Below are 20174 nucleotides of genomic sequence, written 5' to 3'. Positions count from 1 at the left end.
GATTCAAAGCCTGGGCAGGTAGTAGGCCAGCTCGTAGGGTGTGACCTGACGGCTGTATCCGGCCCACTCCCGGTGCTTGTTGCGCAGGAAATACTCGAAGGTCTGCTCGCCCAACACCTGGGCCACGAAGTCCGACTTCTCCATGACCTTAAGCGCCGCGTCCAGACTGTCAGGCAGGGGCTCGATGCCCATGGCCTGCCGCTCGGCGTCGGTCAGCTCCCAGACGTCGTCGCTGGTAGGCTCGCCCAGGGTCATCTTTTGCTCGATCCCGTCCAAGCCGGCGGCCAGCAGCACCGAGTAGGCCAAGTAGGGGTTGGCCCCCGGATCCAGCCCGCGGAACTCCATCCTGGCCGAGTTGCCCTTGCCAGGCTTGTACTGCGGGATGCGCAGGAGGGCAGACCTGTTGTTGTGCCCCCAACAGACGTAGCTGGGCGCCTCGGCCCCACCCCAAAGCCGCTTGTAGGAGTTGACATACTGGTCGGTCACCGCGCAGATCTCGGCTGCATGGGCCAGAATGCCGGCGGCGAACTGCCGGGCCGTCTGGGACATGTTGAACTCCTGGCCCACCTCGTAGAAGGCGTTGGTGTCCCCCTCGAACAGGCTCAGATGGGTGTGCATGCCCGATCCCGGCTGATCGGTGAAGGGCTTGGGCATGAAGCTGGCGTAGATTCCCCGCTCCAGGGAGATCTCCTTGACCACGGTCCGAAAGGTCATGATGTTGTCGGAAGTGGTCAGAGCGTCGGCATAGCGCAGGTCGATCTCGTTCTGTCCAGGTCCGGCTTCGTGGTGGGAGTACTCCACCGAGATACCCATCTGCTCCAGCATGTTGACGCAGGCCCGACGGAAGTCCATCCCCGGGCTGCGGGGCACATGGTCGAAGTAGCCGCCTTCGTCAATAGGGGTCGGGACCTGGGACCAGTCATCCTGGTTCTCAAACAGGTAGAACTCGATCTCTGGATGGGTATAGAAGATGAAGCCCTTCTCCTTGGCCTTGGCAAGGGCCCGCTTGAGCACGTGCCTGGGGTCACCGCTGCTGGGCTCGCCGTCCGGGGTGAGCACGTCGCAGAAGATCCGCGCTGTGCCCTGGGGTCCGCCCCTCCAGGGAAGTATCTGGAAGGTGGACGGGTCGGGCTTGACGATCATGTCATCCTCGGAGACCCTGGTCATGCCCTCGATGGCCGAGCCGTCAAAGCCCAGTCCCTCCTCGAAGGCCACTTCCAGCTCGGTGGGCGCTATGGCCACCGACTTCAGGGTGCCCAAAACGTCGGTGAACCAGAGACGAATGAACCGGACATCGCGCTCCTCGACAGTGCGCAGCGCGAACTCCTCTTGCTTATCCATAGAGCCTATGCTCCCATTCCTATATTTCGCAGACTTGCTTATAGCGTTAACAATGCCCCGCGACCAGGTCCAGCGCCTGCTCCAGGGTGAAGGCCCCCTCATAAAGGGACTTGCCCAGGATAGCGCTGTCCACGCCCCGATCGGCCAGGTCCAGAATCCTGCGCAGGTCATCCAGGCTGGATATGCCCCCAGAGGCGGTCACCTTGGCCGGAGTCCGGTCAGCCACTTGACCCAGCAAATCCAGGTTGGGGCCGGTCATCATCCCGTCGCGGGTCACATCGGTGACCACGTATCGGCTGCACCCGTCCCGGTCCAGTCGCTCCATGGCATCAAAAAGGTCCCCGCCCTGTCTGGTCCAACCTCGGGCGGCCAGGGTGTGTCCGCGTACGTCCAGACCCACACAAACCCTTTCGCCGTAGCGACCCAGGACCTGGCTGGTCCACTCCGGATCCTCCAGAGCCGCCGTGCCGATGTTGACCCGGGTGGCACCTGCGGCTAGGGCGGCCTCCAGGCTTGCATCGTCGCGGATGCCGCCGCTGAGCTCCACCTTGACACGATCCCCCAGCTCGTTGACCAAGGCGGCCAGCTTGTCACGGTTGTCTCCGGTGCCGAAGGCCGCATCCAAGTCGACCAGGTGGAGCCACTCAGCACCTTGGTCGACCCAAGTCTTGGCTGCATCGGCAGGCTCCCCGTAGACCTTCTCGGAGCCGGAGACCCCTTGCCTTAGGCGAACCGCTTTTCCGTCGCGGACATCGACAGCCGGTAGAAGCGTGAGCATCTCATTCACCTTTCTCGGATGGGAGTCCGGAAGCCCCGGAAAGGGTCCGTACCCAATTGGTCAGCAACCGTGCTCCGGCCTGGCCGGACTTTTCAGGATGGAACTGGGTAGCGCTCAATGGACCACATTCGTAGGCGGCCACGAACCTGCTGCGTCCATAGGTGGCCCAGGTAACCAGTGGTTCACCGAAAGAAGCGCCCTGTGAAATCTTGTCAGACTCTGACTGGGCTAACCTTGGCTGGCTGTCACTCGTTCGAGTCAATGCTGACACTTGTAAGGACAAATCGGGCTTCATCCAAACGGATCGGTCATCCCCCTTCGCCGCCATTGCGGCATAGGAGTGGACGAAGTAGAAGCGTTGATCCTGGACCCCTGCCAAGAGTCGCGTTCCCTGAGGTGCCTGGACATGATCCCAGCCCATATGGGGCACTACATCAGCGTCCAGTTTCGTCACACGACCAGGTATCAAGCCCAGACCGGGCTCGCTGCGGCCGTCCTCGTCCCCGAACTGGAACATGACCTGAAGGCCTATGCAGACCCCAAGAACCGGCAGCCCCTGGGCCAGTCGATCCAGGATGATGCGGTCGCCGCCGACAGCCCGTAACCCCGCCATGCAGGCCCCGAAGGCCCCCACTCCGGGAATGACCAGCCCGTCGGCGTTCATGGCCAGGTCCGGGTCGGCGCTGATTTGCGCATCAACCCCCAGCTGGGAGAGGGCATGCACCATGGATCTGACATTGCCGAACCCATAGTCAAGCACCTGTATCCTGGTCATGTTCCTCCTAGCCAAGCCTTTTGCTTACGCGATTACTCGACGCGACCCTTGCGAGTCGATCCTCCGGCCCCGAACCTGGTGTGCGAGGCGATGATGCCCATGGCCTTCTCGCGGTTGTACTCCCCCGAGTCGAAGATGGCGGCCCCATCCTGGCGCAGCCTATCCACTGTGGTGGTCCCGATCATCAGGTCCTCTACAAAGTCGGCAGTGGCGGCAAAGAGGATTGGCGGCGCGAGCGTCTGTCCCGACTGCCCGCTGATCCATAGGGTCACCTCGAGCTTGTCCGCCCGGTTGACGGCCAGGATGGCGCTGAGCCCGGATACGACCGTGGTCAAATCGCGGATGGCTGCCTCGGGTCCGTCCCCGTCCAGATTTCTCAGGACGGCCACAGCACCCTCACGGGCCTGGATGCAATAGGCGGAGATATCGGATATCTGGCAGAAGGCCGCCAAAAGCTCTGCCGAAGCCAGGCGTGTCACCATTACGGCGGCCTTGGCCCGGTTGCCGATCAGACCTTCAAGCTCTTGGTCGAAATCGGCAGCAACGCCATCAGCCCCGTCTGGTTCAACCGAAGATTCGTCAGCGGGCGCGGAATCCAAACCAGCCTCGTCATCCACGCCTGATCCGGAGTGATCAACGGGCTGATCCGCTTGATTCTGTCCCTCATTGAACTCAGCCTCAAAGCTGGCCAGAGCCCGCTCGACCTCTTCCTCACTCAGATGATGGCCGGAATCCGGCAGGTCTTGATCCCTGCTGTCATTGTTGTCGTATTCATCCGCGCTCATAGCGACCCCTTGGTGCTGGGGATGCCCTTCACCCTGGGATCAGGCTCCACCGCGAAGCGCAGAGCCCTTGCTACGGCCTTGAACTCTGCCTCGGCGATGTGGTGCGGATCCCTGCCCGACAAGAGGGTCAGGTGAAGGCAGATGCCGGCATGCAGGGCGATGGACTCCATGACGTGCCGGACCAAGGAGCCGGTGAAATGCCCGCCGATCATGGCGTACTGGAACCCCTCAGGCTCGCCCGTGCAGACCGCATAGGGCCTGCCGGAAATGTCGACCACGGCTCGTGCCAGGGCCTCGTCCAGAGGGACGGTGGCATCGGCGAAGCGCTTGATGCCCCGCTTGTCGCCCAGGGCCTGAGCCAGGGCCTCTCCAAAGACGATGGCAACGTCCTCGACGGTGTGATGGACGTCGATCTGGGTGTCCCCGCTTGCCTTGATGGTCAGGTCGATCAGGGAATGCCTGCCCAGGGCCGTCATCATATGGTCATAGAAGGGAACCGAGGTGTCGATATCGGTCACTCCGGTGCCATCCAGATCCAGACTCAGGCTCACATTGGATTCACTGGTCTGGCGGGTGATGGTGGCTGTTCTGCCTGCCATTGCTGCTCCTCCGCTTTCTGCCGCACACTCCAGTTCTCGCTGTATCTTCTGCGCGGCGTCTAGACCACCAGCATAGCCGTGCCGCTGGTCCGCATCCTCCTAGAACCGCTTGAGGACATGGACCAGCGTTTGGCGGAATCGCTCCATCTCCGCGTCCGTGCCCATGCAGACCCTCAGGTAGCCCTGGGGACCCACGGCCCGGATCAACACGCCTTCATCCTTCATGGCCTCGAAGACGGCATCCCGGTCGGGGAAGGTGCCGAAGAGGATGAAATTGGAGGCCGAGGGAACCACAGTCAAGGGCTGACCATGGAACTTCTGCCCGGCCAACCATTCGGCGGTCTTCTGACGGGTCTGGCGAAGCTTATCCACCCGGGCCAGCTGGAGGTCGGTGTGCTCCAGGGCAGCCAGGGCCGCAGCCTGGGTCAAGGCGCTCAGGTGGTAGGGCATCCGGACGATGCGGACTGCATCGACTATTCCTTGGGATGCGGCCAGATAGCCCACCCTGGCGCCAGCGAAGGCGAAGGCCTTGGACATGGTCCGGCTGACTGCCAGATGGTCGTACTGCCCGATCAGACTGACCGCCGAGGGTGTGCCCGGATCGCGGAACTCGATGTAGGCCTCATCTACGACCACGATGGGCCGCGCGGAAGGATCCGCACCCGCTACGGGGACCTTAGAGCAAACCTCCAGGAGCTTGGTCAGCTGATCCATGGGCAGGGCCGTCCCCGTGGGATTGTTGGGGCTGGTCACCAGGACCATGGCTGGCCTCAAAGCCTTGATGCGCTCGATGGTCGTTTCAATATCAAGGCTGAAATCGGGCAGCCGGTGGGCCAGCTCCCAGTCAGTGAAGGTGTCACGGGCGTACTCCGGATACATGGAGTAGGTCGGATCGCAGCCCAAGGCGGTCCTACCCGGCCCGCCGAAGGCCTGGAAGAGCTGAAGCATGATCTCATTGGACCCGTTGGCCGCCCAGATCTGCTTGGGTTCAAGCGAGGCACCAGACTCCTTCTTCAGGTATGCAGCCAGGGCCCGCCGCAGGTCCTCATGCTCCCTGTCCGGATAGCGATTGAGGCTGGGGGCCACCTGGCGCACACGCTGGCAAATGGCATCGACCACCTCCTGGTCCAGGGGGTAGGGGTTCTCGTTGACGTTCAGGCAGACCGGAACATCCAGCTGGGGGGCGCCGTAAGGCTCTTCCCCGATTAGGTCCATGCGGAGGGGAAGATCAGCTGGTATGGCACTCACAGCAGACCAGCCTTCTCTTCGTTGGCTTCCAGGTCGGCTTTGTTGTAGGGGTCGTCCAGGAACCGGCTCAAGATACACTCGCCATGGGCGGGCAGGTCTTCGGATACGGCAAAATCATTGATCTTGGTCGCGATGGGCTTGAGCCCTTCCTTGTCATATTCGATGACTTCGACAGGCTTCATGAAGGTGTGGACGCCCAGGGCCACGTCGAACCGGGCTGTGCCGCCAGTGGGCAGAACGTGGTTGGACCCGGACATATAGTCGCCCAGAGGCACAGGAGAATAGGGGCCGCGGAAGATGGCGCCGGCATTCCGAATCCTGTCGATGACGGCATCAGGATCGGCCGTCTGAACCTCCAGATGCTCGGCGGCATAGGCATTGGCCACGTCGATGGACTGGTCGATCCCGTCGGTCAGGATGATTCCCGACTGGTTGCCGCCCAGGGAGGTGCGCACCCGGTCGGCATGCTCGGTTCGAGGCACCCTGCGCCCCAAAGCCTCCTGAACGCCCTGGGCCAGTTCCTGGCTGTCGGTGATCAGCACCGAACCGGCAAGCTCGTCATGTTCGGCCTGGCCGATCAGGTCTGCAGCAACCCAGTCGGGGTTGGCCTGCCCGTCGGCAAGAATAGCAATTTCCGTGGGTCCGGCCACGGCGTCGATTCCCACCATGCCGGAGACCATCTGCTTGGCTGTCGCCACAAAGATATTGCCCGGGCCGGTGATCTTGTCGACCGGGTCGCAGAGAATCTCCCCGTCCTGGGGCTCGGATCCCCTGGCCCCGTATGCAAACATGGCCACGGCCTGGGCACCGCCCACGGCATAGACCTCGTCCACTCCCAGAATGGCACAGGTGGCCAGGATGATGGCAGCCGGCAGACCCCGAGGGTCGTCAGAGGCGGGCGGAGTGGCCACGGCCAGGGAATCGACGCCGGCAATCTGAGCGGGCACCGCGTTCATGATGACCGAGGAAGGATACAGGGCCTTGCCTCCCGGCACGTAGAGGCCTACGCGTTCGATCGGAATCCACCGCTCGCTGACCCGAGCGCCAGGCGCCAGGTCGGTGGCCATGGGCTTGGGCACCTGGGTAGTGCAGACCTTGCGGATGCGGGTAACGGACTCCTCGATTGCCGCCCTGACCTTGGGATCCAGCTGCCTCAGGGCCTCCTGCATGGCCGATGCCGGAACCCTCAGATCATGGGGACGCACATGGTCGAACTTCTCCTCCAGGTCGCGCAGGGCCGCTGCCCCATGCTCACGTACTTGGTCAAGTATGGGCTGCACCTGGGCGCTGGCCTCCCGTGTACCCATATCGGCTCGGGGCATGGCGGCAAGGAGTTGGGCGCGGGACATGGTTTTCCCGCGCAGATCCATGGTTCTCATCATGAGCTTTGACATACTTTGATGGTAGTGAACTTTTGTGTCGCCAAAGCCAGCGACTCACCACCGTCCCAAATGGTGAGACGGTTCCGAGCGCGTCTTAGGCCGACGGCAGGCAGGAGGGTCCGAAGACCGACTTGATCTCGGCCATCATGGAGGTGTCGTGCCGGGTGCGGAATCCGTCGCCAAAGGTCAACAGACGGACGTTGCCCCGGTCGTCGGTGACGGCCAGACGGACCTGGCAGTAACCGGGGTGGGACTTGAGTATCCGAGCCAGCCGCTCCATGTGCCCCCGGTCCAGAGCCTGCTTGGGCAGGGTGATGGTCAGTGGCCGCTCATCCGCCGACTCCAGGACGGGCACCTCCATATCGTTGACGCGGATGTTGGTGGCCTCGTCACGAAGCTCGACCACTCCCCTCACCCTGATGACCGAGTCCAGGGCCAGGTCGTCGGAGTGGGCGTCGTAGACCTTGCCGAAGAACATGCATTGGATGGAGCTCTCCAAGTCCTCGATGGTGACGATGGCCCAGGGGTTGCCCTTCTTGGAGACCCGGCGGTCCACAGCAGTGACCAGCCCGGCCAGGGTCACCGCCTTGCCGTCCATGCTGTTAGACCGGTTGAGCAGCTGGGCGATGGACATGTCTCGCATGCCAGCCAAAACCGAGGTCATGCCGCTCAGCGGGTGGTCAGACACATACAGGCCCAGCATCTGCCGCTCGAAGTTGAGCTTGGTGGACTTGTCCCACTCGTCGATGTCGGGCACGGTCACCTGGGCGTCGCCCAAGGCATCCTGCTGGGGGGCGTCCTCATCGGCGTCGGCGAAGAGGTCGAACTGGCCCTCGGCCTGCTTGCGCTTGATGGGCATGACCTGGTCGACGGCTTCATCGTGGATCTGGAAAAGCGCCCTCCGGTTGGGGTCAATGCCGTCGAAGGCACCGCCCTTGATCAGGGATTCCACGGTTCGCTTGTTGAGCACCTCCATGGGCACCCGCTTGATGAAGTCCATGAAGTTGACATACTTGCCCCGGGGTCCCTGGCGCTCCTTGATGATGTCCGCCACCACCTTGTCGCCCACATTGCGGATGGCTCCCAGGCCGAAGCGGACCACGTCGCCGACAGCGGAATACTCGGACACGGACTCGTTGATGTCAGGCGCCAGGATGCGGATGCCCATCCTTCTGGCCTCGCCCAGGTAGAGTGCGGTCTTGTCCTTGTTGGTCCGCTCGTTCTGCAGCAGGGCGGCCATGAACTCCACCGGATAGTGGGTCTTCAGATAAGCGGTCCAGTATGCAATCAGGGCGTAGGCCGCGGAGTGCGCCTTGTTGAAGGCGTAGCCCGAGAAGGGCACCAGGACATCCCAGACCGCCTGGGCGGCCTCCTGGGAGTATCCGTGCTCCTTCATTCCCTCGAAGAAGGGAACCTGCTCCTTGGCCAGGACGTCTGGCTTCTTCTTGCCCATGGCCCTTCGCAGCACATCGGCTCGGCCCAGGGAGTAGCCGGCCAGAATCCGGGCTGCGGACTGGACCTGCTCCTGATAGACGATCAGGCCATAGGTCTCGTCGAGCACGCCCGCCAGGGGCTTGGCCACTTCGGGATGGATGGGCTCAATCTTCTGCAGCCCGTTCTTTCGCTTGGCATAGTTGATGTGCGAGTTCATATCCATGGGCCCCGGCCGGTAGAGGGCGATCAGGGCGGAGATGTCGTTGAAGTTATCGGGCTTGAGCATACGCAGCAGGGAGCGCATACCGTCGCCATCGAGCTGGAAGACGCCAAGGGTGTCGCCCCGGGACAGCAGCTGGTAGGTCTCCTTGTCGTCCAGGGGGACCTTCTCGATGCTGATGGCCTCCTTGCCGTTGCGCTTGATGTTGTTGACCGTGTCCCTGATGACCGTCAGGTTGGACAGCCCCAGGAAGTCCATCTTGACCAGCCCCAGGGTCTCGCAAGTGTGGTACTCGAAGGTGGTGGTCACCGTGCCGTCGGTGCGTTCCATCAGCGGCGAGGTATCGGTGATGGGATTGGAGGCCATGATGGTGGCGCAGGCATGCACGCCGGTCTGGCGGATGATGCCCTCGATACCCTTGGCTTCTTCGGTGATCCGCTTGACATCCGGGTTGGACTCGTATAAGTCGCGGAACTCCTTGGCCTCCGGGTAGCGCTTGGACTGGGGATCGAAGATCTCCTTGAGGCTCATGTCCTTGCCATTGACCGTAGGCGGCAGGGCCTTGGTGACCTGGTCGCCCACGGAATATTCGTAGTCCATGATCCTGGCTGAGTCCTTCAGGGCCTGCTTGGTCTTGATGGTGCCGTAGGTCACGCACTGGGCCACCTTGTCGGAGCCGTACTTACGACCCACGTAGTCCAGGACCTTCATGCGCCCCTCGGGGTCGAAGTCCACGTCGATATCAGGCAGAGAGACGCGCTCAGGGTTGAGGAATCGCTCGAAAATCAGCCCATGCTTGAGCGGGTCCAGCTCGGTGATGCCCATGGCGTAGGCCACCATGGACCCTGCCGCCGATCCACGGCCCGGTCCCACCATGATTCCGTGGTTCTTGGCCCAGTTGATGTAATCGGCCACCACCAGGAAGTATCCGGTGAACTGCATCTGGCAGATGACCCCGCACTCGTAGTCGGCCTGGTGGGATACCTCCTCGGGCACCCCGTCCGGGTAACGGTTCTTCAACCCCTCGTCCACCTTCTTCAGGAAAAGGGAGGTCTCGTCCCAGCCTTCCGGGCAGTCGAAACGGGGCATGAATGCCCCGTCCTCGTGGTCGTCGAACATGACGTTGCAGCGTTCAGCGATCTCCAAGGTGTTGTCGCAGGCTTCGGGGAACTCCTTGAAGATCTCGCGCATCTCCTGGGCCGAGCGGATGTAGTAGCCGCTGCCGTCGAACTTGAAGCGGCCGGGGTCGGTCAGCCGGGATCCCGAGTTGATGCAGAGCAGGGCGTCCTGGGCCGAGGCATCCTCCTTGCGCACGTAGTGCGAGTCGTTGGTGGCCACCAGGGGGGCATCCAGACGACGGGCGATCTCCAGCAGATCCTTGGTCACCCGGTGCTCGATCTCCAGCCCATGGTCCATCAGCTCGACGTAGTAGTTCTCCTTGCCGAAGATGTCCTGGAACTCCCCGGCGGCCCGCAGGGCCTCGTCGAACTGGCCCAGCCTCAGCCTGGTCTGGACGATGCCCGAGGGGCAGCCGGTGGTGGCGATGACCCCCTTGTGATAGGTGGATAGCAGGTCCTTGTCCATGCGGGGCCACTTGCCGACCAGACCCTCCAGGTTGGCCACAGATGAGGCTTTGATCAGATTGACCAGGCCCGTGTCGTCACTGGCCCAGAGGGTCATGTGGGTGATGAAGCCGCCGCCGGAAACATCGTCAGAGCGCTGCTCGTCGGTTCCCCAGTGCACCCGGCTCTTGTCCTGGCGGGCAGTCTCAGGGGTCACGTAGGCTTCAATGCCGATGATGGGTTTGATGTCAGCATCTACAGCCGTGCGCCAAAGCTCATAGGCCCCGTGCATGTTGCCGTGGTCGGTAATGGCTACGGCCGGCTGCCCCAGCCGTCCCACCTCGGCAACCAGGTCGGGGATCCTGCTGGCCCCGTCCAGGGTGGAATAGTGGGTGTGGGTGTGAAGATGAACGAAGTCTGACCGGGTTGAGGACATATCTCCAACTTACCCAGGACCCTGGCCGAATCGCCGGCGTCCGCTAGCTGCGTATACCACTGGCGCTCTGGCGCTCGATCTGCAGAGAGCGGCGCAGATCAACCGGGTAGGAGGAGACCACCTTGGTCCAAATCTTGGTGCGGGGATGGCGGAATTCCAGGCGCATGGCATGCAGCCACTGCCGCTTCAGGCCCAGCCTGTCCGCCAGGTCGGGGTTGGCCCCATACATGTGGTCGCCCACCAGGGGATGGCCTATGGAGGAGAAGTGCACGCGTATCTGATGGGTGCGCCCAGTCTCCAGATTGACGCTGACCAGGGTGGCCGAGCCGAAACGTTCCAGCACATCCCAATGGGTGATGGCCTCCTTGCCCGCAGGGGTGACCGTGAAGCGGAAGTCCGAGACCCGGGCCCGGCCGATGGGGGCCTCGATGGTGGCCTTGTCCTCGGTCAGATTGCCCTGGACCAGCGCATGGTAGATCTTGACCACCTCATGTCGGGCGAATTGCCGACGCATCTCCTTATAGGCCAGGTCGGACTTGCAGACCAGCATGAGGCCACTGGTGCCAGCGTCCAGGCGGGAGACGATGCCCTGGCGGCCCTGTGCCCCCATGGAGGTGATGTGGGTGCCCCGCTGCAGGAGGCTGCCCAGAACGGTTGGCCCGGTCCAGCCTATGGAGGGATGTGCCGCCACCCCAACTGGCTTATCGACAACGACTACGTCCTCGTCCTCGTAGACCACGGGCATGTCCTCGGCCACGGGCTCCACCTGTTTGGCTTGCTCAGGCTCGTCCAGCTCTATCAGATCGCCACTCATCAGGGTGGTGGCCTTGTTCACCCGGCGGCCCATGATCCGCACATGGCCCTGGGCCACCAGTTCGCTGGCCTTGGCCCTGGACAGGCCCAGCATCTTGGACAGGGCCATGTCCAGGCGCCGACCCACCAGGGCATCCGGCGCAGGAAGAAGCCGGGTCACTTGGCCGCTCCACCATGTTCTTTGGGCCTGTCCCTGTCGCTGAATCGCACATTGCAGATGATGAGCACCACTACGGCCACGCCTGCCAAGGTCAGATAGACATCGGCCACATTGCCCACTGACCAGCCGTAGTCCAGAAAGTCGACCACGGCACCGTCAAGAAAACCGGAGGCATAGGCCACCCTGTCGATCAAATTGCCTGCTGCCCCGGAGAAGGCCAGTGAAAGAACCAGGGTCCATACCATGGAGGTGGTGCGCAGAGCCAGAACAATGATGAGCAAACAGGCTGCCAGGGCGATCAGGGATATGATCCAGGTACTCCCCGACCCCAATCCAAGAGAAGCTCCGGGGTTGCGTACCAGACGCAGTCCACGCACTGGTCCAGGCAGAGTCACCCTCACGCCGTTGCCCAGCCACACCAGAGCCAGGGCCTTAGTCAGCTGATCAAGGGCTATAGCCACTGCCGCCAGAGCGACGAAGACGGCCACGCGCCCGCGCAGCCGTCTCATAGATGTGTTCTTCGTCATTACCGGATGGAATCAGTGGGCCTGTTCGGACTTCTTTTCCATGGACTGGTAATTGCTGGTGTCCGAGATCTGGTTGATCAACTGGTTGAGGAACTCGGTCAGCTTGCTGCGGTAGCCCGCCTCGAACTGCTTGAGCCCCTGGATGTTCTCCTCCAGAACCTTGGACTGATCCATGAGCTTGTTCTTGACATCGGCGGCATAACGGTCGGCGCTGTCGCGTGTGTTCTTGTCGTACTCCTGTGCCCGGGTCTGCACCTGGGTCTCGTACTCGTCGGCCTGGGTGTGCTGGCGCTTGGAATAGGCGTCAGCATCGGAACGGGTCTTAACTGAGTACTCGTCGGCCTGAGAACGTACGCGCTGCGAGTAGCCATCGGCCTCGGAGTGCACTCGCTTGGAGTACTCGTCCACCTCGGCGCGGGTTCTCTTGGAGTAGTCCTCAGCCTTCTTGACGATGTCGTCGTGTTGGGCGTGGCCCTCGGCCACCAGCTGGGAGGCGTTGGCCTTGCCCTTGTCCACGTACTGATCATGCAGTTGCATAGCCAGGGTGAGCATGGCGGTGGCTCTTTCGGGTTCGCTGCTGGCCTCGGCGCCAGCACCTGCAATCCGCTGCAGACTGCCCGTTTCGGTGGAGGGCTCAGCCTTGGAAACCTGCTGGCGCAACTGCTCCTCGCGCTTGCGCGACTCCTCCAGCTGCTTGTTCAACTGTTCTGTGCGCTGCTGCTGCTCCTGAGAGGCCTTCTGAGCCTGGGTGATCTGCTGGCGAGCTGTAGCCATGCTCTGCTGGGAGGCATTGAGCTGGTTGGTCAGAGCCTGGACCTGCTGGCGGGCCTGATCGCGTTCCTTTTGCATGGCCGTCAGCTGGTTGGTCAGAGCCTGTGTGTTGTTGCCCGCGGCGGCCTGAGCAGTCAGCTGGTCGATCTGGGAGTTGAGTTGCTCGACCTGACGCTTGAGCTGGTCGTTCTGGGAGGCCAGGGTCTTGACCTGACTCTGGGACTCGGCCAGCAGCCGCTTGGTCTGCGCATCCACGGCCGGTTGCTGGGCTGCGGAGCCTTGGGCCTGTTTCAGATCCCCATTCTCCTTTTGCAGCGATTCCACCTGAGCCGTCAGATCGGAGATCTTGGAGTTCAACGAGGCCACATCGGTGCCCAGAGACTGGGTTGAAGCGGCGCTGCCTTGCACGGCCTGCTTGCCCAGGGCTTCAACCGTATCGGTGACCTGATCCAGGAAGTCGTCGACCTCGTCGACGTCGTAGCCTTCCTTGAACCGCACTGTCTGGAAGGTATGCTCCCTTATGTCATTAGGCGTCAATAGAGCCATATGTTTCTCCACCTCGCTTCAGGCCAACCAGCCCGATTGTGTTCTCTTACTGCATGCTAGCACGGAGTATGCCGTATCCGCGGTCTTGTCTTCTACCCCAGAAGCACCTGGATGATGATCAGTGCGGCGTAAAGCACCATGAAGGAGACATCAAGCTGGATCCTGCCCATGGGCAGGGGCGGAATGTACCGGCGCAGCCAACGCAGCGGCGGCTCTGTCAAGGCATAGATCACCCGAATGAGCGAGGCTACGAAGCCACGAGGGTACCAGCGAGGCGACAGTACCAGAACCCAGTCCAGAATCATCCGCACGAAGAGAACCAGCAGGTAGGTCTCGATAAGGATGTCCACCAGATAACGAACAAAAGGAACAAGCATGCGTCTTCAGGCTCCTGCGGATACGACTGCCAGGGCGTCAGTCACTGGGCGAAAAGCCCCTTGGCCGAAGAGCCCGACTCAGGCTCCTCCACCTTGATGTTGACCTGTGCAGGACTAAGCAGGAAGACTCTTGGAGTGACCCGCTCAATGGACCCGCGTACCCCGAAGACCACGCCGGCGGAGAAATCGACGATCCTGTAGGCCACAGACTCGGACACGCCAGTCAGGTTGAGGACCACTGGCACCCCGTCCCGCAGGGCCCTGCCGACCATCTGGGCATCCTCGTAGGACTTGGGGTGAATAGTAGTAATGCGGTTGATCCGGCTCTGGAAAGGTGTGGACTCGGGCTCCTGGCTGTTGGATGTGGATTGCTGAGCCATGGGGGTCACAGAGTGATCGGTGTCGAAACCATCACGGGCCTCGTCATCGTCGTCCAGATCGTCGTCATCGTCGTCCACAACGTCCGACATGCCGAAAAAAGACATCGCGTTTTTCATCAATCCTGCCATATCTGCTCCTTCGCCTGATTACCGCAGAAAGTCAGGGATATCCAGATATCCCGGGTCGGATGTGCCGTCGTCGCCGGAGGCGGGGGGCACCACATCGTGTTCGGAGGTCTCATCGGACTCCGCCTGGACGGACGAATCCGCCATAGGCTGCTGGGGCTGCTGGGGCTCCTGGACCGGGGTGGCCGCTGCCGGTGCAGTAGTCGAGTCTGCTGCGGGAGCTTTGGTCTCATCCTTCTTTGGGGTGGGATCGAATCCGGCGGCGATGACCGTGACCCGCACCTCGTCCCCATAGGCGTCGTCCAAGGCCAGACCCCAGATGATCTGCGCCTCGGGATGGATGGCATCCTGAACCAACTGGGCGGCGGCAGATGCCTCCTGCATGCTCAGGTCGCTGGGACCGGCCACATTGATAAGAGCTCCATGGGCGCCCTCGATGCTCTCCTCCAAGAGCGGGGAGGAGATGGCGATCTCAGCAGCTTGCGTGGCTCTATCCTCACCCCTGGCTGCGCCGATGCCGAAGAGGGCGGTGCCGGCATCCTTCAAGATAGCGGTGACATCGGAGAAGTCCACGTGAATGTAGGAGTTCATGGTAATCAGGTCGGTAATGCCCTGAACGCCGGCCAGCAGGGCCGTGTCGGCGGTTTTGAAGGCATCCATGACCGAGACCGTGCGATCCGAGAGATCCAGAAGCCGGTCATTGGGGATAACGATAAGGGCATCGACCTCCTTGCGGAGGTTCTCGATGCCCGATTCGGCGGAAGCGGAGCGCCTGGGCCCCTCAAAGGTGAAAGGCCGAGTGACCACGGCGATGGTGAGCGCGCCTTGCTGACGGGCTGCACGCGCAACCAAGGGGCTGGCGCCGGTGCCTGTGCCGCCGCCCTCCCCTGCAGTGACGAAGACCATATCGGCACCCTTGAGGACCTCTTCAATGTCAGACTGATGATCCTGGGCGGCTTTGGCACCCTTCTCCGGATCGGCGCCGGCCCCCAGGCCGCGGCTGTTGGCATCAGAAAGGGAGATCTTCACATCGGCATCTGAGCGCAGGAGATCCTTGGCATCGGTATTGATGGCCACAAATTCGACATTCTGCAGACCCTCGGCGATCATGCGATTGACAGCATTGCCACCGGCTCCACCAACACCAACGACCTTGATGTTGGTCTTGTCATTGAAATTGTCATTCTGGGCAATCTCGCTCACAGTATGCTCCCGTCACTCACGTTACGCTCAACTCTAGCGCAGGTCATATACGCCAACACGCATTTGCCCACAGGCGTTCCGACCCTCCCTGACGGCCGTGGGCCTAGGGTCCGGGAGGTCAGAGCCAACCGCCCTGGTCTTCCGAAAGAACCTCCACGCCGTTCTGTCCGTATTCTAAACCCTGATTCTAGACCCGGATGCACATGCTTGGCGAGAGGGATATTTCCGGCTTCAGTAGGAGGCGTCCATGGGATCATTGCCAAAGAGCGTTTCGCGCTCCTGATGGGTGGTAGTCCGCGAATCCAGCCAGCCATAGGGCAGGCGAACCTTCTTGGCATAGCGGACCCGGCCCCGGGGCTTGCCGGCCACGGCACGCGGATAGGGCATGTCCTGGTCCAAGTCGGCGATGCAGCGATCCAGATCCTCCAGGTTCTCGCATGCCATGAAGTCGCGGCGCACCTGTCCCCCCACGGCGAAACCCTTGAGGTACCATGCCACGTGCTTGCGCATATCATGGACGGCCATGCGCTCGTCGCCGTCGTAGAACTCGACCAGGAGCCGGGCATGGCGGGCCATGATGGCCCCGACCTGACCCAGGGTGGGTTCCTGCCGTTCCGGCGAGCCGGCCAGGGCCGCAGCGATGTCGGCGAAGAGCCAGGGACGGCCCTGGCAGCCCCGGCCGATGGCCACGCCTGCGCAGCCGGTCTGAGCGAACATATCCAGGGCGTCCTCGGCTGTCCAAATGTCGCCGTTGCCAAAGACGGGGATGTCGACGGCCTGGACCAGCTGAGCGATCCGATCCCAGTCGGCATGGCCGCCATAGTATTCAGCCGTGGTTCTGGCATGTAAAGTCACGGCGGCGCACCCCTCTTCCTGGGCGATGTGCGCCGCTTCCAAGAAGGTCTCGTGCTGGTGGTCGATGCCCACCCGGATCTTTGCGGTGACGGGGATTCCGGCAGGCGAGCAGACAGCGACTACCCGATGGACCAGCTCGGAGAAGAGGTCGGTCTTCCAGGGAAGGGCGGATCCGCCACCATGTCTGGTGACCTTGGGGACTGGGCAGCCGAAGTTCATGTCGATATGATCGACCCAGCCCGCATCAAGCACCATTCTGGTGGCCTGCTCCATGATTTGAGGATCCACCCCATACAATTGCAGTGAGCGCACCTTCTCTTGAGGAGCGAAGCGACACAGCCGGAAGGCCTTGGGGTTGCGCGCCACAAGGGCCCGAGCCGTAACCATTTCCCCAACATACAGTCCGTCGGGTCCATACTCCCGGCAGAGCAAACGGAAAGGCCAGTTGGTCACGCCCGCCATGGGCGAAAGCATGACCGGCACAGGCACGGTTATAGGGCCCAGCTGCATCGGAGCAATCTTCTGGGTCGAGTGATCAGTCTCAGTACCGGCCACCGGCCTCGGCCACCTTGATGGGTTCGCTCTCGTCCGTGCCCGGCTCGCTGGCTAGGTCCGTGTAGCCGTCGGCGGCGCGCGCGCCGGTCAGGTCGGAGGGGCCCATGGGATAGCGCACCCGCTGTTCGCCGACGACCCGACGCACGTAGTTCTCCACATGGTCCAAGGCCACTCGGTCCTGCTGCATGGAGTCGCGGTTGCGGATAGTGACCGCCTTGTCGTCCAGGGTGTCGAAGTCCACGGTGATGCACAGGGGCGTGCCGATTTCGTCCTGACGACGGTAGCGGCGGCCGATAGCGCCGGATTCGTCATAGTCCACCATCCACTCGTTCTGGCGCAGGTCTGCGGCCAGGTCATGGGCTATCCGCTGTAGATCCGGCTTCTTGGACAGAGGCAGGACGGCGGCCTTGACTGGGGCCAGCCTTGGGTCCAGACGCAGCACGGTGCGCCGGTCGACCCCGCCCTTGGTGTTGGGAGCCTCGTCCACGTCATAGGCATCCACCAGAAAGGCCATCAGCGAGCGTGTCAGACCGGCCGCAGGCTCGATCACATAGGGGATGTAGCGCTCCCCGCTGGCCTGGTCGAAGTAGCTCAGGTCCTCGCCCGAGTGCTCGGCATGGGCCTTGAGGTCATAGTCGGTGCGGTTGGCCACGCCCTCTAGCTCGCCCCACTCGGAACCCTGGAAGCCAAACCGGTACTCAATGTCCACGGTCCGCTTCGAGTAGTGGGCCAGTTTCTCCTTGGGGTGCTCATAGTGTCGCAGGTTCTCCGGCTTGACACCCAGGTCCACGTACCAACGGGTCCTGGCATCGATCCAGTACTGATGCCATTCCTCGTCGGTACCGGGATGTACGAAGAACTCCATCTCCATTTGCTCGAACTCGCGGGTGCGGAAGATGAAATTGCCGGGCGTTATCTCGTTGCGGAAGCTCTTACCCATGTTGGCGATGCCGAAGGGGGGCTTGGAGCGGGAGGAAGCCATGACGGACTTGAAGTCCACGAAAATGCCCTGGGCAGTCTCGGGACGCAGGTAGTGCAGGCTCTTCTCGTCCTGGACTGGCCCCAGGTGGGTTTGCAGCATCATGTTGAAGTCGCGCGGCTCGGTCCACTGGCCCTTGGTTCCGCAGTCCGGGCAGGGGATGTCCTTGAGGCCATTTTCCGGATCATGGCCGTGCTTCTCGACGTAAGCCTCCTCCAGGGTGTCAGCCCGGTGCCGCTTGTGGCAGTTCAGGCACTCGATCAGGGGGTCGTTGAAAACGGAGACATGGCCCGAGGCCTCCCAGACCGCCGTGGGCAGGATGACCGAGGTGTCCACGCCGACCACGTCGTCGCGGGTGACCACCATGGTCCGCCACCACTCACGCTTGATGTTGTCCTTGAGGGCCACACCCAAAGGACCGTAGTCCCAGGCCGAGCGCGTCCCGCCATAGATCTCCCCTGCGGGAAAGACGAACCCTCGGCGCTTAGCCAGGGAGATGACCTCATCCAGTTTCGATACTGCCACTGATCACACCTTCTGTTCGGGAGCCCCTCCTGGGGGGCATACGACCTGATGACCGGCCTCCAGCATACCTTCGGCGGATGACCTGCTGTCAGCGTAGAGGCCTACCATCGAGGCAGATGTGGGAGGCCGCGCAGATGACCGCTGAGGACACCGGGCATCCTGCCTACGAACACCAATCGATGTGGAAAGGTTCCCGATATGCCTGATACGAATGACCAATCTTATCTAAACGCCGTAGCTGAAGTCACTATTGCTCCCTCTGGTCAGGGTGAGGAGCTGTCCACCTATGTGGCCCAGGTCATCAAGGTCATCAGGGACTCAGGTCTGCCCAATCAGACCAATGCCATGAGCACCGTCGTCGAAGGGGATCTGCATCGGGTCATGGAGGTTGTGGAAGAAGCTACACGGGTCCTGGCCGAACAGGGGTATCGGACCGGTGTCAGCCTCAGGCTGGACATCCGTCCCGGGAAGCGGGATCAGATCCACGAGAAGGTTGAGCGGATCGACCGGATCCTGGGCGGGGAAAACCGCTGAAAATTCCCTGTCACCGAAGATCGGCCGGGCTGAAATCGCCAGAGCAAGTTAAGGTGTGCCCATGATCACGATGAAGCAGATCGCCGAACGCACGGGCGTATCCGTCTCCACAGTCTCTCTGGTGCTCAACGGCCGCGACAAGGGCAGAGTCAAGTCGGAAACCGCGCGAAAGGTGCGCAGCACAGCCAAAGCCTTGGGTTATCGGCCCAATCCCATGGCTAGGTCGTTGCGTACCAGCAAGACCGGCATGCTGGGCTTCATCAGCGAAGAGGTAGCCACCACACCGTACGCAGGAGCCATCATTCAGGGCGCGCAGGATGCGGCAGCCGAGCGCGGCTATGTGCTTCTCACCGTCTCCACCGATGGAGGCGCCCGAGAATCCGAACAGATCCAGGCTTTAAAGCGCTATGGGGTGGACGGCTTCCTCTTCGCCAAGATGTACGACCAGAATGTTGACCTGCCCCAGGCCCTACGCTCCTACCCCGCCGTAGTGGTCAACGCTGTGGAACGCGGCGACCGCTGTCCCAGCATCGCACCTGACGAGTTTCTAATCGGCTACGATGCAACCCATCACCTGATCGAATCAGGCTGCCGACGTGTGGCCTACCTAGGCACCACACAGAATCTGCCAGCGCAAGAAGACAGAATTCGCGGATATCAGACCGCCCTGGAGGAAGCCGGCCTAGCTGCAAGTAAGGCCTTGATCCGACTGGTGGGATTCAACCAGGAAGCCATGGACCAAGCAAACGATCTTGTGGACAGCCAACACCCCGATGGGGTCTTCTGCTTCAATGATTCGCGCTCTTTCTACCTATACCAGGCCGCCGCAGCCCGTCATCTGGTCATCGGTAGAGATCTGAACCTGGTAGGCGTGGACAACCATCAGGTCATCGCTGAAACCACAGCACCCCCACTGACCACGGTCGAACTGCCCCACTACGAAATGGGATTCTGGGCAGCGCGGCGACTGCTGGCGCAAATCAACCCCCGTCGCGTTGTCCTGCCTCTACCCGATACCCGTGCCGTCCTGCCGCCGCTTGATCAAGCTGGCGGGGTGCGCATTCATTGCGCCCTGATCCGCAAGGGTTCCACCCGTCTCGATGCCGCCTCGGACCCGGTCCCAGCCAACCCCTAAAGCAAGAATCACATCTCCCCCTTCCCCATCGCAAGATGGTGAACCAAGGTCAGATTCTGGCTGGCTTGGCGCCAGTCACCAATCAGTCAGCATCCTCTGCTAGTTGCTCATCATGTTCGATAGGAAGA

Annotated in this window: 18 protein-coding genes; 2 read left to right on the top strand and 16 right to left on the bottom strand. The window is 62.0% G+C overall.

What is annotated here, in order from left to right; genetic code table 11:
• Positions 1 to 3: 3 nt before the first annotated feature.
• The 16 genes from glnA to ACUIAI_RS01720 all read right to left on the bottom strand — a co-directional run bounded on the left by glnA (position 4) and on the right by ACUIAI_RS01720 (position 18377).
• A complete protein-coding gene (gene glnA, locus ACUIAI_RS01795) occupies positions 4 to 1341 on the bottom strand; it encodes a type I glutamate--ammonia ligase (protein WP_015021547.1) in 1338 nt (445 codons plus the stop codon).
• Positions 1342 to 1387: 46 nt separating this feature from the next.
• Positions 1388 to 2119 carry a bifunctional 1-(5-phosphoribosyl)-5-((5-phosphoribosylamino)methylideneamino)imidazole-4-carboxamide isomerase/phosphoribosylanthranilate isomerase PriA gene (priA, locus tag ACUIAI_RS01790; protein WP_445342448.1) on the bottom strand — a complete coding sequence of 244 codons (732 nt, stop codon included), beginning with the start codon at positions 2117 to 2119 and terminating at the stop codon, positions 1388 to 1390.
• A gap of 1 nt (position 2120) precedes the next feature.
• Positions 2121 to 2894 carry an imidazole glycerol phosphate synthase subunit HisH gene (hisH, locus tag ACUIAI_RS01785; RefSeq protein WP_445342447.1) on the bottom strand — a complete coding sequence of 258 codons (774 nt, stop codon included), beginning with the start codon at positions 2892 to 2894 and terminating at the stop codon, positions 2121 to 2123.
• 32 nt (positions 2895 to 2926) lie between these two features.
• Complete coding sequence (locus tag ACUIAI_RS01780) at positions 2927 to 3679, bottom strand: hypothetical protein (RefSeq protein WP_110412581.1); 753 nt, start codon at positions 3677 to 3679, stop codon at positions 2927 to 2929.
• The gene (gene hisB, locus ACUIAI_RS01775) at positions 3676 to 4278 is read right to left on the bottom strand and encodes an imidazoleglycerol-phosphate dehydratase HisB (protein ID WP_445342446.1); all 603 of its coding nucleotides are present in this window, start codon (positions 4276 to 4278) and stop codon (positions 3676 to 3678) included. Before hisB ends, ACUIAI_RS01780 begins: the two co-directional genes overlap by 4 nt.
• 99 nt (positions 4279 to 4377) lie before the next feature.
• Positions 4378 to 5526, bottom strand: coding sequence for a histidinol-phosphate transaminase (locus ACUIAI_RS01770; RefSeq protein WP_445342445.1), 1149 nt, complete (start codon positions 5524 to 5526; stop codon positions 4378 to 4380).
• Entirely contained in the window at positions 5523 to 6920 is a 1398-nt protein-coding gene (gene hisD / locus ACUIAI_RS01765) for a histidinol dehydrogenase (RefSeq protein WP_445342444.1), read from the bottom strand. The genes ACUIAI_RS01770 and hisD overlap by 4 nt, the downstream gene beginning before the upstream one ends.
• A gap of 82 nt (positions 6921 to 7002) precedes the next feature.
• The gene (gene dnaE / locus ACUIAI_RS01760; RefSeq protein WP_445342443.1) at positions 7003 to 10560 is read right to left on the bottom strand and encodes a DNA polymerase III subunit alpha; all 3558 of its coding nucleotides are present in this window, start codon (positions 10558 to 10560) and stop codon (positions 7003 to 7005) included.
• Between the two features lie 43 nt (positions 10561 to 10603).
• Complete coding sequence (locus ACUIAI_RS01755; protein WP_445342442.1) at positions 10604 to 11533, bottom strand: RluA family pseudouridine synthase; 930 nt, start codon at positions 11531 to 11533, stop codon at positions 10604 to 10606.
• Positions 11530 to 12060 (bottom strand): signal peptidase II, encoded by a 531-nt coding sequence (locus ACUIAI_RS01750; RefSeq protein ID WP_445342441.1) that lies wholly within the window; start codon positions 12058 to 12060, stop codon positions 11530 to 11532. The genes ACUIAI_RS01755 and ACUIAI_RS01750 overlap by 4 nt, the downstream gene beginning before the upstream one ends.
• Before the next feature lie 12 nt (positions 12061 to 12072).
• Positions 12073 to 13377: a DivIVA domain-containing protein gene (locus ACUIAI_RS01745; protein WP_110412575.1), complete on the bottom strand. Its 1305-nt coding sequence runs from the start codon at positions 13375 to 13377 to the stop codon at positions 12073 to 12075.
• A 92-nt stretch (positions 13378 to 13469) separates the two neighbouring features.
• Positions 13470 to 13754: a YggT family protein gene (locus ACUIAI_RS01740; protein WP_110412574.1), complete on the bottom strand. Its 285-nt coding sequence runs from the start codon at positions 13752 to 13754 to the stop codon at positions 13470 to 13472.
• Positions 13755 to 13795: 41 nt separating this feature from the next.
• Complete coding sequence (locus tag ACUIAI_RS01735; RefSeq protein ID WP_254476966.1) at positions 13796 to 14263, bottom strand: cell division protein SepF; 468 nt, start codon at positions 14261 to 14263, stop codon at positions 13796 to 13798.
• Between the two features lie 18 nt (positions 14264 to 14281).
• Entirely contained in the window at positions 14282 to 15463 is a 1182-nt protein-coding gene (gene ftsZ / locus ACUIAI_RS01730; RefSeq protein WP_445342440.1) for a cell division protein FtsZ, read from the bottom strand.
• 231 nt (positions 15464 to 15694) lie between these two features.
• The gene (gene dusB / locus ACUIAI_RS01725) at positions 15695 to 16828 is read right to left on the bottom strand and encodes a tRNA dihydrouridine synthase DusB (protein ID WP_445342439.1); all 1134 of its coding nucleotides are present in this window, start codon (positions 16826 to 16828) and stop codon (positions 15695 to 15697) included.
• Positions 16829 to 16859: 31 nt separating this feature from the next.
• Positions 16860 to 18377, bottom strand: a complete 1518-nt coding sequence (locus tag ACUIAI_RS01720) for a glycine--tRNA ligase (protein WP_445342438.1) — start codon at positions 18375 to 18377, stop codon at positions 16860 to 16862.
• Between the two features lie 198 nt (positions 18378 to 18575).
• On the opposite strand from ACUIAI_RS01720, the gene ACUIAI_RS01715 reads away from it, so the two are divergent.
• On the top strand, positions 18576 to 18911 hold the full coding sequence (locus ACUIAI_RS01715) for an MTH1187 family thiamine-binding protein (RefSeq protein WP_445342437.1): 336 nt from the start codon (positions 18576 to 18578) through the stop codon (positions 18909 to 18911).
• Between the two features lie 61 nt (positions 18912 to 18972).
• Entirely contained in the window at positions 18973 to 20046 is a 1074-nt protein-coding gene (locus ACUIAI_RS01710) for a LacI family DNA-binding transcriptional regulator (protein ID WP_110412568.1), read from the top strand.
• Positions 20047 to 20174 lie beyond the last annotated feature (128 nt).

This window comes from Bifidobacterium sp. ESL0827 (assembly GCF_052606685.1).
The sequence above is the reverse complement of the archived record's forward strand: the minus strand, read 5'-3'. Positions and strand labels throughout refer to the sequence as shown.

What these genes read in the sequence shown, in the direction of transcription:
- ACUIAI_RS01750 (WP_445342441.1), bottom strand. Translation starts at nt 12,060, where the DNA reads ATGACGAAGAACACATCTATGAGACGGCTGCGCGGGCGCGTGGCCGTC.
- ACUIAI_RS01710 (WP_110412568.1), top strand. Translation starts at nt 18,973, where the DNA reads ATGATCACGATGAAGCAGATCGCCGAACGCACGGGCGTATCCGTCTCC.
- glnA (WP_015021547.1), bottom strand. Translation starts at nt 1,341, where the DNA reads ATGGATAAGCAAGAGGAGTTCGCGCTGCGCACTGTCGAGGAGCGCGAT.
- hisH (WP_445342447.1), bottom strand. Translation starts at nt 2,894, where the DNA reads ATGACCAGGATACAGGTGCTTGACTATGGGTTCGGCAATGTCAGATCC.
- hisB (WP_445342446.1), bottom strand. Translation starts at nt 4,278, where the DNA reads ATGGCAGGCAGAACAGCCACCATCACCCGCCAGACCAGTGAATCCAAT.
- ACUIAI_RS01715 (WP_445342437.1), top strand. Translation starts at nt 18,576, where the DNA reads ATGCCTGATACGAATGACCAATCTTATCTAAACGCCGTAGCTGAAGTC.
- ACUIAI_RS01745 (WP_110412575.1), bottom strand. Translation starts at nt 13,377, where the DNA reads ATGGCTCTATTGACGCCTAATGACATAAGGGAGCATACCTTCCAGACA.
- ACUIAI_RS01740 (WP_110412574.1), bottom strand. Translation starts at nt 13,754, where the DNA reads ATGCTTGTTCCTTTTGTTCGTTATCTGGTGGACATCCTTATCGAGACC.
- priA (WP_445342448.1), bottom strand. Translation starts at nt 2,119, where the DNA reads ATGCTCACGCTTCTACCGGCTGTCGATGTCCGCGACGGAAAAGCGGTT.
- dnaE (WP_445342443.1), bottom strand. Translation starts at nt 10,560, where the DNA reads ATGTCCTCAACCCGGTCAGACTTCGTTCATCTTCACACCCACACCCAC.
- ACUIAI_RS01735 (WP_254476966.1), bottom strand. Translation starts at nt 14,263, where the DNA reads ATGGCAGGATTGATGAAAAACGCGATGTCTTTTTTCGGCATGTCGGAC.
- ACUIAI_RS01780 (WP_110412581.1), bottom strand. Translation starts at nt 3,679, where the DNA reads ATGAGCGCGGATGAATACGACAACAATGACAGCAGGGATCAAGACCTG.
- dusB (WP_445342439.1), bottom strand. Translation starts at nt 16,828, where the DNA reads ATGCAGCTGGGCCCTATAACCGTGCCTGTGCCGGTCATGCTTTCGCCC.
- hisD (WP_445342444.1), bottom strand. Translation starts at nt 6,920, where the DNA reads ATGTCAAAGCTCATGATGAGAACCATGGATCTGCGCGGGAAAACCATG.